Source organism: Flavobacterium sandaracinum, from assembly GCF_004349135.1.
Classification (GTDB): Bacteria; Bacteroidota; Bacteroidia; order Flavobacteriales; family Flavobacteriaceae; genus Flavobacterium; species Flavobacterium sandaracinum.
Genome location: NZ_SMFN01000031.1, coordinates 18,523 through 31,217, shown reverse-complemented (window position 1 = coordinate 31,217; position 12,695 = coordinate 18,523). Strand labels below are relative to the sequence as shown.

Sequence of the window (12,695 nt, the reverse complement as noted above, 5' to 3'; positions counted from 1 at the left end):
TGACTGCACTATCATCTATGGTGGGTTAAGTTTTTTTATCGCTTGGGCAGTTGTTCCTTGTATGTTTCTTACGGTTCTCATTATATTAGACATTCTATTCCTATATATAAGGTACACCGAATTCTAAATCAAATATACAACTCCCCGCGTTAGGGATAGTAGCAAAAATCCCGCAGCCAAGTGAAGTGTAACGCAACTTGACGAGGACTTGTAGCGAATAGCCCGACCCTATGTAAAAAAGAGGCTACTACCCATTTAGATAATAGCCTCTCTTTTATAGAGGGAAACGCCCAAATGAAAATTATTTTTTCGGCTTTTCAGCTCTGGACTCCCAAGTATCTGTTAAATTATCATAATCAACTGGTTTTGCAGGATTCTGATTTTGCAACCTTCCAGAATCAAATCCCCGTGCTAATATTGTTTCTATTAGGTAGTCTTCATTAACATCGAAAGGTGCATACTTTGTTTTTAAATTGATATCAAACATGCTTGCCGCCGTATTAGACCAAAATGCTTTCCAACCACTTTTAAGGTTTTTGACCAACTCATAGGTTGTTGTCCCCGTTTGACGATGTATTAACTTTACCAATATTTGACCTTGTTTACGAGAAAGCTTTTTGAGCTTGGCTTCGAATTCGTCACTCAAATAACTTTCTACAATTTTAAAATATCTTTTTTTCTCCTTATTTGTTTTAAGGTTTGCCATTCCTTTATTAAGAATGGTTAATCGTTCTGAAGCTAGTTTTGCATATGGATAGGTTTTATAAACCCTACTTTGAAGCAATAAAAATTGCTTTCTAGCCTCGGGATCCATTTTTCCTTTGTATATTAAAACTTCGGGTAATTGAATTGTGTCATTAAGAATAGATTCGTCATCTTCTAACTCATAGCCCATCGTTGTGGTATCCTGAGGCATTACCTGTGCATTAACAGATAAAGCGGTAAATAGAAAAAATAACAAAAAATTAATTAGCTTCATATGGGAAAATTTAATTGCCAAAATTATACAATATATACACAAGTGTAATGCCAAATTTATAATTTAGCAAAAAAATAATTTTATGAGCACTAAATCAATATTAAACAAGTCATCGCTTGAGTTTTTAGAAAACTATCTCAATAATGCATCACCTACAGGTTATGAAAGTGGTGGGCAAAAATTATGGATGGAATACCTGAAACCTTATGTAGATACATTTATAACGGACACTTACGGCACTGCAGTTGGAATTATAAATCCAGAAGCACCTTATAAGGTAGTGATCGAAGGGCATGCTGACGAAATTTCATGGTACGTCAATTACATTACCGATGATGGACTAATCTACGTGATTAGAAACGGTGGTTCAGATCACCAAATTGCACCTTCAAAACGTGTCAATATTCATACTAAAGCAGGAATTATAAAAGGTGTTTTTGGCTGGCCAGCTATTCATACCCGCAATAGAGGAAAAGAAGAAGGAGCTAAAGTGGATAATTTATTTATTGACATTGGTTGTGAAACTAAAGAACAAGTAGACAAAATGGGTGTTCATGTGGGTTGCGTAATCACCTATCCTGATGAATTCATGATTTTGAACGAAAACAAATTTGTCTGTCGCGCCATTGACAACCGTATGGGTGGATTTATGATTGCCGAAGTAGCTCGATTGTTACATGAAAACAAAATAAAACTTCCTTTCGGATTGTATATCACCAATTCGGTTCAGGAAGAAGTAGGTCTTCGTGGCGCCGAAATGATTACCAAAACCATCAAACCAAACGTGGCCATTGTTACTGATGTTTGCCATGACTCCACTACTCCAATGATCGAAAAGAAAATTGAAGGAGATACAAAAATAGGCAAAGGACCTGTAGTTACTTATGCACCTGCTGTTCAAAATAATTTGCGAGAATTGATTTTAGAAACTGCTATGGCAAAAGAAATTCCGTTTCAGCGATTGGCCTCCTCTCGTGTTACGGGCACAGACACTGATGCTTTTGCATACAGTAATGGCGGAGTAGCTTCGGCTTTGATATCCTTACCGTTGCGTTACATGCATACTACGGTTGAAATGGTTCATCGTGATGACGTTGAAAACGTGATTAAATTAATTTATGAAACCTTATTGAAATTGGAAAATGAAGAAACATTCTCTTATTTCAAATAGTTTTAGGAGCTGATCCCGCTATCCGCTCCAATCTTTGTGTCCTGAAAAAATCAGGACACAAAGGATTTTCACTACTATCGGGGCTAAAAAACCGCAGTTCAAATTATGAATTGCGGTTTTTTTGTTAACTTTACTCATACAATTCATAAAAATGCAATCAACCGCCAAATCAATCGAAGCCTATTTAGAAGAAATCCCAGAGGAAAGAAAAATAGCTTTTACAAAACTGAGAGAAACTATTCTTGAGAATATTCCAAATGGATTTGTTGAACAAATGTCATACGGCATGATTGGTTATGTAGTGCCACATTCTATTTATCCTAATAGCTACCATTGTAATTCAAAACTTCCGTTGCCATTTATAGCTCTTGCATCACAAAAAAACTGCATTGTATTGTACCATATGGGAATTTATGCAAACGATTCATTACTAAATTGGTTTATTAATGAATACCCAAAGCACAGCACCCAAAAATTAGATATGGGGAAAAGTTGCATCCGATTTAAGAAGATGAACCAAATTCCGTTTGAGTTAATTGCTGAACTCGCACAAAAAATATCCGTTCAAGAATGGATTAGTTGTTATGAATCATCACTAAAAAAATAAAAAAACCGCAATTCAAAATTATGAATTGCAGTCTTATTTATTTTTATAGAAATTGTTTTATCTGTTCGCTAGATATTCCAAAGTATTTTTCTCAATTCGTTCATCAATATTAGAAATATCTGCTTTTACAAATTTCTCTCCTAAGATATTTTCGTATAATTCAATATACCGTTCTGAAACGGTTTCTATGTATTCGTCGGTCATATTTGGAATTTGTTGCCCTTCCAATCCTTGAAAACCATTCTCGATTAACCAACGACGAACAAACTCTTTCGATAATTGTTTTTGTTCTTCTCCACTGTTTTGACGTTCCTGGTATCCTTCAGCATAAAAATAACGAGAAGAATCAGGCGTGTGAATTTCGTCAATCAAGACAATCACACCCTCTTTAGTTTTACCAAATTCATATTTAGTATCTACCAAAATCAAACCACGACTAGCAGCAATTTCCGTTCCCCTTTGATATAAATCTCTCGTAAATTTTTCTAAAACAACATAATCTTCTTCAAAAACAATTCCTTTCGATAAAATATCCTCACGAGAAATATCCGCATCGTGTTCTCCGTTGTCCGCTTTGGTAGTCGGCGTAATAATAGGTTCTGGGAATTTGTCATTTTCTTTCAAATAGTCAGGCATTTTCACGCCGCATATTTCTCTTTTGCCAAGAGCGTATTCACGAGCAGCATGACCTGAGAGATAACCACGAATCACCATTTCTACTTTGAAAGGCTCACATAAATGCCCCACCGCTACATTAGGATCTGGAGTTGCAATCAACCAGTTCGGAACAATATCTTCCGTCAATTCCATGAATTTTGTTGCAATTTGGTTTAGGATTTGACCTTTATATGGAATCCCCTTTGGCAAAACTACATCAAAAGCCGAAAGTCGGTCTGTAGCCACCATAACCAAAAGTTCATCATTGATATTGTACACTTCTCTTACTTTACCGCGGTAAACAGATTTCTGGTTTGGAAAATTAAAATCAGTAGTTGTGATGGTGTTGCTCATTATACTAGTTGTGTGTGTGTGTTTATTTTTGTTCCTGCAAATTTAAAACTATTTCAGAGAGTTTCGCAAAGAAAAATAGTGTAACTCTAAAATATTATTTTTATTTCTAAAAACTATTTTTCAAGTAATGTATCGTTGAACAAGTTTAAGATTCGGCTGTATTCATCAACCCAAGAATAGGTTTCTTTAAAACCATGAGCTTCCACGGGGAAACTGGACAAACTCCATTTTTTCTTGCCTAATTCGATAAAACGCTGAGACAAACGAACAATATCTTTGTATTCTACATTGTCATCTACCATTCCGTGGAGCATCAACAATTCTCCTTCTAAATTATTTGCAAAATAGATTGGAGAACTTTTTTTGTACGCATCTGGATCCGTTTCAGGAAAATTAAGAATGTTGCCGGTGTACCCATGATTGTAATGTGCCCAATCTGTAACAGAACGTAAAGCAGCACCTGATGCAAACTCTTTTGGAGTGGTCAACATTCCCATCAAGGTGATAAAACCACCGTAAGAACCTCCATAAATTCCAACTTTTGAAGCATCAATTCCGTAATTCTCGACTAGATATTTCTTTCCGTCTATTTGATCTGTTAAATCTTTCCCGCCCATAAAACGATAAATTCCAGTTCTAAAATCACGTCCGTAACCATCGCTACCTCTATAATCAATATCTAAAACGGTGTATCCTAAATCGACCAACATATTATGAAACATGTATTCTCTGTGGTAGGTACTCCAATAGTTATGTGCGTTTTGCAAATAACCAGCTCCATGAACAAACAAGATTGCTGCTTTATTCGCATTTGCAGATTCTGGCTTATATAATCTGGCATTTACAGGAGTTCCATCTTGCGCTTTGAAAGTAATTACTTCTGATTCACGCCAAGAATATCCTTTGAAACTTCCCGTTTGTGAAGACGTTATTTGATTTAAGTTCGCATTCTTTTTATTAGACGCAACATACAATTCCCAAGGTTTATTTTTATAAGAATAGCGTACCAGTAATGTGCTTTCGTCTGGAGATAAACTCACTTCATGAGCGCCATCTTTGGTTAAAATAGGTTGTAAAACCGGGTTTGTAACTTCCAATTTATAAAAGTTTCTGTTACCAGGATGCGTAGTCGTTGTGGTTAAATAAAAAGACTTTTTATCTTTGGCCAAAGTCACATTGCGCACTTCCCAATTTCCTTTTGTTAGTTGTGTTTTCTTTTTTGACTTTAAATTATAGCTATACAAATGAGAATAACCGGTTTCTTCGGATTGGAAATAAACCGTTTCATTGTCACCTAAAAATCCAAGCGTTCCTCTTCCGTAAGAATTAGAAGGAATTCCAGGACCGCCAATCCAAGCTTCATCATGTTGATGATCTAATTCTTGAAAAGTTCCATTTTCTAAATTCAAACTAACAATCCATCGGTCTTTGTTGTCCTGACTTCTTATTTCACTAATTGCATATGAACCATTTTCATTATAAATAGGTTCCTGAACTACAATTAGTTTGTTCTTTTTTTCTGCAGTTTTTGATTTTTCATAGGTCTCAAAATATTTAGGAACATCCTGAATGTGACTCAACGATGAAAAATTCACAAAATAAACAGAATCTTTGGCGATGTTATAAATCCCGAACTTAGTATTCAATAAATTATCTACAGAAACTTTTTCCTTAGTATCTTCAATTTGGTTGTAACCATCAGCAGTTATGAAAAGTTCCATTTTTTCACTTTTACGTTCTGAATCTTCTATTAATCTGAAGGTGGCGAAATTTCCTTTTGGATCCACTTTCAAGCTTCCAAAAGTGTTTTTTCCATAATAGTACGGTTTTGGAAAATCAGATTTTGTAGTTTTTGATTTGGCCAAGTTCCATTTTTTCAGCGCTTCCTGATCTCTGACAAATTGAAATAATTCCTCTTGTTGACTTTTCAAAAAAGATTCTTTATTACTGGCTTTCTCATCCGATTTTCCTTTACGAAAGTTCGTGATTTGAATAATGGACCCTTCAATGGTATTGAACTGAAAAAGATTTTCATTTTGTCTGAAATAAAGAATTCCTGGCACAGCACCCATTTGTAAATTAGCAATTGGACTACTTTGTTGGTATAGTTTTTTCGAGGTTTTACTTTTTAAGGAATACGAAAATAATCTTCCTTTATCGATATAATAATACAAATCTGGATTGGTTGTTTTCTTGAAGTCAATTTTTGAAAATGAGGCTTCGGTTGGAGATACCAATTCAGGTTTTGACAATCCGTTTTTCCAAAAATAAGTACTGGTACCCAATTCATTATTTGGATTCCAATCAAAATATATTTTCTGCCCATCTAAAGACCATCTTTCATTTTCTGGTTGAGCACCAATGAAAGCGTTACCTTTCATAATTTCTTCCAATTTTAGCGTTTGACTTTGCATTGCAATGGAAAATAAAATACAGATAACAAGGAGTAACTTTTTATTCATGTTGATTATAATTTAATATTAAAATTGAAAATTATGCTATGTTTAAAACAACCTTAAAATTAGGTTATTGCAGTAATTCTTTGGCTATATATTTTGCTACTCCATCATGATTATTCGGTAAGATAACTTCTAAATGAGATAATTTATTTTTCAAACTGTCCGGCGCATTTCCCATAACTAATCCTTTACCGGAGGATTTTAGCATGTTTTCATCATTATATCCATCACCAAAAGAAATAGATTCTTCGAAACCAAAATTCTCTTTTTCTAGAATTTTGGCAATGGCAACACTTTTATCTACAGATTTATCCATAAATTCTAAACAAAATGGCAAACTAAACGCATGACTAAAAAGCCCTGAATGATTGACTAATATTTGATCTCTCAATGCAATTAATTTGGAATGTTTGGGATGCGTGAAAAACACTTTTATAGCACTCAAATCCTCTAGGTTATTAAAATTTACTAATTCAGGATGGTAATGTACTTCTGGTTGAAACTCATTCAGTTTTTCGTTATGCTTATTCGTTTGCCAAACATTTTCTCTAAACAAAACTGTTGTAATTTCAGGATCAATGTCTAAAGATAAAACTGATTTAACGGCATCGCTTTCCATATCAAAGGAAAATAAAAGTTCTTTTTCAGGGGAATGTATGCGCGCTCCATTAGAAGTGACTAAATAAAGAGGAACGTCTAAACCCGCTACAATAGGCATTGCATCCAAGTGATGGCGGCCGGTAGCAACAATTATTAAGTAGTTTTGATTGTGAAGTTCTTGAAAAACAGTTTTAGTATATTGAGATATTTTGTGATCAGAATTGAGTAAGGTTCCATCTAAATCGCTGATAACTACTTTAATTTTTTCTTTTAAAATCATTTCTTTTTAACTGAGATTTTATTAATTCCAAATTTATTGTATTTATAAGAGAAACGAAAGGATTCATTTGAATTTTATTTAAACCCTTAAATAAAAAGATCTCATTTTTTAAAATAATGAAGCGGAAAGGAAATCCATTCTCTGTAGAAAATGAATTCGCTTTCCGCTTCAATAATTTTGTGTTTTACTAATCGTTATTTTCAATCATCTTATACGCATCAATTACTTTCTTGACTAATCTGTGACGCACAATGTCTTTATCATCCAGATAAATGATTCCAATTCCATCAATATCTTTCAAAACCAACAAGGCTTCTTTGAGTCCAGAAATGGTTCTTCGTGGTAAATCGACCTGGCCAGGGTCACCAGTAATCATAAACTTAGCACTTTTTCCCATACGTGTCAAAAACATTTTCATCTGGGAATGCGTGGTATTTTGAGCCTCATCTAAAATAACAAAAGCATTATCTAACGTTCTTCCACGCATGAATGCCAAAGGAGCGATTTGTATGACTCCTTTTAGAATATAATCTTCTAGTTTTTCATTCGGCAACATATCGCGTAAAGCATCATACAAAGGTTGCATATACGGATCTAATTTTTCTTTCATATCACCCGGAAGAAAACCTAGGTTCTCCCCTGCTTCTACCGCGGGTCTGGTTAATATAATACGTTTGACTTGCTTTTCTTTAAGTGCTTTTATGGCCATAGCAACGCCTGTATAGGTTTTTCCTGTTCCTGCTGGTCCAACGGCAAAAACCATATCATTTTTTTCCATGGTATCCACTAGCAATTGCTGATTGGGTATCATGGCTTTTATGATTTTGCCACCTACTCCATGTACTAATATTTTATCCTGTCCTTGAAATTTTCTGTCTTCCTGAACATCGCCAAGAATAACACGCTCGATTACATTGTTATCAATGTTATTGTATCTTGAAAAGTGTAACATTAATCGTTGAAAACGTTTTTCAAACTCGTCCAAAACCTCTTTTTCTCCAAAAGCTTTTATGGTTGTTCCCCGAGCGACAATCTTTAATTTTGGGTAGTATTTTTTAATTGTTTCAAGATGAGTGTCTTGAGCGCCCCAAAAGTCTTTTGGAGCGATGTCTATGAGCTCGATTATTCTTTCGTTCAAATGAGGTAGTTTTAAATTAGAATTAATTTTTTTATCAATCAATTTGCTGTCGGGTGTATTTCTAGTTTTTAATTAGAAATTGTTTTTTCTTTTTCGTTTTTTGTGTTAACTATTATTAGCTTTGCACTTCTCAAATTTAATAAAATTAGGTTTACATAACACCAATAGTTATAAACAAATTTATGTCAATAATTACCTTAACTACTGATTACGGCTTGAAAGATCACTTTGTAGGTGCGTTGAAAGGGAAAATTTTGTCTGAGTATTCAGAGGCATTAGTTATTGATATTTCACATGACATTGACCCATTCAACACAGTAGAAGCAAGTTACATAATTAGCGCATCGTATGCGAGCTTTCCAAAAGGTACGGTTCACCTTATAGGCGTGGATATGGAATCTAATAAAGAGAATCAACATATTGTAATGCAATGGAACGATCACTATTTTATTGCTGCAGATAACGGAATCTTAAGCATGCTATCACAAAAAATTTTGCCACAAAAAATGGTCGCAATTACTATTCATGATCGTTTGCCAAGCGAAGCTACAGAGCTGGATGTGTTTGTAAAAGTGGCCTGTCATCTCGCCAAGGGTGGTTTGATGAACGTCATTGGAAAAGAAATACAATCCATAAAGCAAGTTACAAATCTACAGGCAACTGTTTCCGATGATGGAAATTCAATAAAAGGACACGTGATTTATATTGACCATTTTGGAAATGTCGTTATTAATATTTCTAAAAAATATTTCATTGAGATTGCCAAAGGAAGACCATATGAAATTGTTTTAAAAACCAAAAATATCAAAACAATTTTACCTAATTATTCTGATATTGCGAGTTCTGAAAAATATCCGATTAAATCATACGAAGGCGAAAAATTAGCTATTTTCAACGAAGCCGGTTTTCTTGAAATTGCGATTTTTAGAAGCAATCCTTCAAAAGTGGGTTCTGCCAATAGTTTACTGGGATTGAATTATAGAGATGTCATAAATATAGTGTTCAGATAATTTTTTTGATTTTTGATTGAAGATTAACGATTTATGATTACAGATTTAAAGCAACACAATATGAAAACAATTATAAAAATAAGTTTTAAAGATTTAAAGCAAAATTATATTGAAATGCAACAATTTCTTGCAGACAAATCTGGAGAAAAAAATATTTATAACAAATCAAAAGTAGCAAATGATTTAAGTCTTTGGGGAGATGATAATTATGATATGTTAGAAAACTATATTACAAAATACAATATAGATTTTTCTGAGTTTAAATATGATGAACATTTCGAAAGTGAGGGTGAACTTTTTAGTTCTGTCTCAGTATTATTAACAATATTGCTAATCCCATTATATTTTATTAAAATTATTCTATTCCTTATATTCAAACCATTCTCAAAAAGCCATTCAAAAATAATTAATGATTTTAATTTTTTTATAAAAGAACATCAATCAAACAAAATTGATTTAACAATGGGAGATTTAATTACATCTAAAATTCAAGGAGAATTCTCTTTGAGAGAAAATGTCAAATTTGTTCTTAACTAATTGCAAAATCTAAAATCAATAATCCTAAATCTAAAATCTAAATGTTTGTACGTATAGTAAAATTGAGTTTTCACGAGGAACATATTCCTGCTTTTTTAGAAAACTTTGAGTTAATGAAGGATAAAATACGAAATGCGCCCGGAAATCGTTTCTTAGAACTGTATCAGGATAAAAACAATAAAAGTATTTTCTTTACCTACAGTTATTGGGAAACCGAAGCTGATTTAGAGAATTACCGAAATTCGGAACTTTTTTACGATGTTTGGACATTCACCAAGAAATTATTTAATGACAAACCGGAAGCTTGGAGCGTGGATAAGTTAGTTACTTTAGAATAAAAAATAGTTTAAAGTTTGAGGTTTAAAGTTGTTGAATTGGGAACTTTAAACCTTAAACATTTGAGAATTTAAATAAAAAAATAAATGAAATCAATAGTATTACGAGAGATCAAATCCTTTTTTGGTTCGCCGATTGGTTATTTAGTTATAGCCATTTTTCTGGTTATTAACGGATTATTTCTTTGGGTTTTCGAAGGAGATTACAATATTTTGAATACTGGCTTTGCTGATTTGACACCGTTTTTCACCTTGGCGCCTTGGATTTTGATATTCTTGATTCCTGCTGTAACCATGCGCAGTTTTTCGGATGAAAAAAAACAAGGAACGCTAGAATTATTATTGACAAAACCATTGAGTATTTGGCAAATCGTAAATGGAAAGTTTCTGGGAGCTTTGCTTTTAATTGTAATGGCAATTGTACCAACCTTAATTTATGTAGCTGTTATTTCTAATTTAGGAATGCCTGAAGGCAATATTGATATGGGAAGTACGATTGGTTCTTATTTTGGACTATTATTTCTGATTTCCGCTTATTCCGCTATTGGAATATTCACATCAACACTATCGGATAACCAAATTGTAGCTTTTATAGTTGCTGTATTTTTATGTTTCATCTTCTATTTTGGTTTTGAAGGTTTAGCCGGTGTTGTTCCAAATATGTCTTCCATAATTGCTACATTAGGAATGCAAGATCATTTCAAAAGTATGAGCCGAGGCGTATTAGACACCAGAGATATCCTTTACTTTACAAGCATAACCGTTGTATTTCTCTCTTTTACAGTTTATAATCTAAAATCTTTCAAATCGTAATGACTGCTTCAAAGAAAAATAACCTAAAATCAATATTGATTATCTTAGGCATTCTTGTGCTTGCGAATGCAATAGGAAATTCCTTTTTTCATCGTTTTGATTTAACTAAAGATCAAAGATATACACTTTCGCCTACTGCTTTAAATATTATTAAACAAGTTCAGAATCCATTGTATATAAAGGTATACATGCAAGGCGATTTACCGGCTGAATTCAAACGTTTGCAACAAGAAACAAGACAATTACTGGAAGAGTTTCAGGCGTACAACTCCAATATTGTTTTTGAATTTGTAGATCCTTTGGAAAACGAAGACGCCAGCATGGATAATATTAAAGAATTGTATCGAAAAGGGCTTACGCCAATAAACATAACCGTTGACGACAAAGGAAAGCAATCTCAAGCGATGGTTTTTCCTTGGGCAATTGCCGTTTACGATAATAAAGAAGTGAATATTCCCTTATTGAAAAATATTATGGGCGCTTCCACTACTCAAAAAGTAATTGGATCTGTTCAGCATTTGGAATATTCTATTGCCGAGGGTTTGAATAAAATTACCAAAGCCAAACAAAAGAAAATTGCTGTCATCAAAGGAAACGGTGAATTGCAGGATATTTTAATGGCAAAATTTCTCTTACAAGTTCGTGAGAGTTATTTTATCGGTCCTTTTACTTTAGATTCGGTTGCCAAAAGCCCTGTAGCAAGTTTAGAAGCTTTAGAAAAATATGATTTGGCAGTTATTGCTAAACCAACCGAAACATTTACCGATGCCGAGAAACAAGTTTTGGATCAATTTATTATGAACGGTGGAAAAACATTGTGGTTAATTGATCAAGTTTCAGCAGAAATGGACAGTTTATACAATCCATCTGGAGCTACTTTGGCCTATCCAAGAGATTTGAATTTGAATGATATGTTCTTTAAATACGGAATCCGAATCAATCCTGATTTAGTAAAAGACGAACAAGGAAGTCCAATAAAATTAGCCACTGGAGAACAAGGAAGTGCGACACAATTTCAGGAATTCAATTGGAAATTTGCGCCACAAGTCTATCCAAATAGTTTACATCCGATTGTGAAAAATTTGGGTGGAATCAAGTTTGACTTTGCTAATCCCATCGACACCTTGAAGAACGGAATCAAAAAAACCATTCTGTTGCAATCCTCACAATATTCGAAAAAAATAGGAACTCCGTCAGAGATCAACTTGAATAGCGTTTCCGAAGAAACTTCACCAAATGATTACCTAAACAAAGGGAAAATTCCACTTTCGGTTTTATTAGAAGGTTCATTTCATTCGATGTTTGAAAATAGAGTGTTGCCATTTGAACAAAACACCTTTCAAACCATCGGGAAAAAGAACAAAATGATTGTGATTTCTGATGGTGATTTAATAAAAAACCAACTGGATAAAAACTTGCAACCGGTGGAATTAGGCTACGACCAAAGATCTGGAAATTTGTATGATAATAAAGATTTCCTGATCAATTGTGTCAATTATCTATTGGATGACACGGGACTTATTAACATTCGAAGCAAAGATCTTGATTTACCTTTATTGGATAAAGAAAAAGTTTATGAAAACTATACGAGAACACAGCTCTTGACGATTGGACTTCCATTACTTATTTTAGCCCTTTTTGGAATCCTATTTACTTATCTTCGAAAAAGAAAATATAGTAAATAAGTCTTAAAGTCAAAGGTCTTAAAGTCTAAAAGTGAAATATATAATGAGCTGTTCAAATTATTATTTTTGT

Annotated in this window: 12 protein-coding genes; 7 read left to right on the top strand and 5 right to left on the bottom strand. The window is 33.5% G+C overall.

Features of this window, described 5'->3' with window-relative positions; translation table 11 throughout:
• Window positions 1-301: 301 nt before the first annotated feature.
• Window positions 302-979 (bottom strand): DUF4294 domain-containing protein, encoded by a 678-nt coding sequence (locus E0F91_RS16725; RefSeq protein WP_132067527.1) that lies wholly within the window; start codon window positions 977-979, stop codon window positions 302-304.
• An 82-nt stretch (window positions 980-1,061) separates the two neighbouring features.
• Here E0F91_RS16725 and E0F91_RS16720 point away from each other — a divergent pair, with 82 nt between their 5' ends.
• Window positions 1,062-2,150, top strand: coding sequence for a M42 family metallopeptidase (locus E0F91_RS16720; RefSeq protein WP_132067526.1), 1,089 nt, complete (start codon window positions 1,062-1,064; stop codon window positions 2,148-2,150).
• A gap of 151 nt (window positions 2,151-2,301) precedes the next feature.
• Entirely contained in the window at window positions 2,302-2,757 is a 456-nt protein-coding gene (locus E0F91_RS16715) for a DUF1801 domain-containing protein (protein WP_132067525.1), read from the top strand.
• Window positions 2,758-2,814: 57 nt separating this feature from the next.
• On the opposite strand, the gene E0F91_RS16710 is transcribed toward E0F91_RS16715, so the two are convergent.
• The 4 genes from E0F91_RS16710 to E0F91_RS16695 form a co-directional block, all read right to left on the bottom strand.
• Window positions 2,815-3,768, bottom strand: a complete 954-nt coding sequence (locus tag E0F91_RS16710) for a phosphoribosylaminoimidazolesuccinocarboxamide synthase (protein ID WP_132067524.1) — start codon at window positions 3,766-3,768, stop codon at window positions 2,815-2,817.
• 113 nt (window positions 3,769-3,881) lie between these two features.
• On the bottom strand, window positions 3,882-6,230 hold the full coding sequence (locus tag E0F91_RS16705; RefSeq protein ID WP_132067523.1) for a S9 family peptidase: 2,349 nt from the start codon (window positions 6,228-6,230) through the stop codon (window positions 3,882-3,884).
• Window positions 6,231-6,294: 64 nt separating this feature from the next.
• Window positions 6,295-7,107: a Cof-type HAD-IIB family hydrolase gene (locus E0F91_RS16700; protein ID WP_132067522.1), complete on the bottom strand. Its 813-nt coding sequence runs from the start codon at window positions 7,105-7,107 to the stop codon at window positions 6,295-6,297.
• Window positions 7,108-7,294: 187 nt separating this feature from the next.
• On the bottom strand, window positions 7,295-8,245 hold the full coding sequence (locus E0F91_RS16695; protein WP_132067521.1) for a PhoH family protein: 951 nt from the start codon (window positions 8,243-8,245) through the stop codon (window positions 7,295-7,297).
• A 182-nt stretch (window positions 8,246-8,427) separates the two neighbouring features.
• Here E0F91_RS16695 and E0F91_RS16690 point away from each other — a divergent pair, with 182 nt between their 5' ends.
• The 5 genes from E0F91_RS16690 (at window position 8,428) to gldG (ending at window position 12,625) form a co-directional block, all read left to right on the top strand.
• Complete coding sequence (locus tag E0F91_RS16690) at window positions 8,428-9,255, top strand: SAM hydrolase/SAM-dependent halogenase family protein (protein WP_132067520.1); 828 nt, start codon at window positions 8,428-8,430, stop codon at window positions 9,253-9,255.
• Window positions 9,256-9,315: 60 nt separating this feature from the next.
• Entirely contained in the window at window positions 9,316-9,792 is a 477-nt protein-coding gene (locus tag E0F91_RS16685; RefSeq protein ID WP_165930159.1) for a DUF1493 family protein, read from the top strand.
• A gap of 41 nt (window positions 9,793-9,833) precedes the next feature.
• A complete protein-coding gene (locus E0F91_RS16680) occupies window positions 9,834-10,130 on the top strand; it encodes a putative quinol monooxygenase (protein WP_073354958.1) in 297 nt (98 codons plus the stop codon).
• Window positions 10,131-10,214: 84 nt separating this feature from the next.
• A complete protein-coding gene (gldF, locus tag E0F91_RS16675) occupies window positions 10,215-10,940 on the top strand; it encodes a gliding motility-associated ABC transporter permease subunit GldF (protein ID WP_132067518.1) in 726 nt (241 codons plus the stop codon).
• The gene (gene gldG / locus E0F91_RS16670) at window positions 10,940-12,625 is read left to right on the top strand and encodes a gliding motility-associated ABC transporter substrate-binding protein GldG (RefSeq protein WP_132067517.1); all 1,686 of its coding nucleotides are present in this window, start codon (window positions 10,940-10,942) and stop codon (window positions 12,623-12,625) included. Before gldF ends, gldG begins: the two co-directional genes overlap by 1 nt.
• The last annotated feature ends 70 nt before the right edge of the window (window positions 12,626-12,695 follow it).

Coding starts and splice junctions, on each gene's coding strand:
- E0F91_RS16715 (WP_132067525.1), top strand. CDS start 2,302: ATGCAATCAACCGCCAAATCAATCGAAGCCTATTTAGAAGAAATCCCA.
- E0F91_RS16725 (WP_132067527.1), bottom strand. CDS start 979: ATGAAGCTAATTAATTTTTTGTTATTTTTTCTATTTACCGCTTTATCT.
- gldF (WP_132067518.1), top strand. CDS start 10,215: ATGAAATCAATAGTATTACGAGAGATCAAATCCTTTTTTGGTTCGCCG.
- gldG (WP_132067517.1), top strand. CDS start 10,940: ATGACTGCTTCAAAGAAAAATAACCTAAAATCAATATTGATTATCTTA.
- E0F91_RS16710 (WP_132067524.1), bottom strand. CDS start 3,768: ATGAGCAACACCATCACAACTACTGATTTTAATTTTCCAAACCAGAAA.
- E0F91_RS16700 (WP_132067522.1), bottom strand. CDS start 7,107: ATGATTTTAAAAGAAAAAATTAAAGTAGTTATCAGCGATTTAGATGGA.
- E0F91_RS16720 (WP_132067526.1), top strand. CDS start 1,062: ATGAGCACTAAATCAATATTAAACAAGTCATCGCTTGAGTTTTTAGAA.
- E0F91_RS16680 (WP_073354958.1), top strand. CDS start 9,834: ATGTTTGTACGTATAGTAAAATTGAGTTTTCACGAGGAACATATTCCT.
- E0F91_RS16690 (WP_132067520.1), top strand. CDS start 8,428: ATGTCAATAATTACCTTAACTACTGATTACGGCTTGAAAGATCACTTT.
- E0F91_RS16685 (WP_165930159.1), top strand. CDS start 9,316: ATGAAAACAATTATAAAAATAAGTTTTAAAGATTTAAAGCAAAATTAT.
- E0F91_RS16705 (WP_132067523.1), bottom strand. CDS start 6,230: ATGAATAAAAAGTTACTCCTTGTTATCTGTATTTTATTTTCCATTGCA.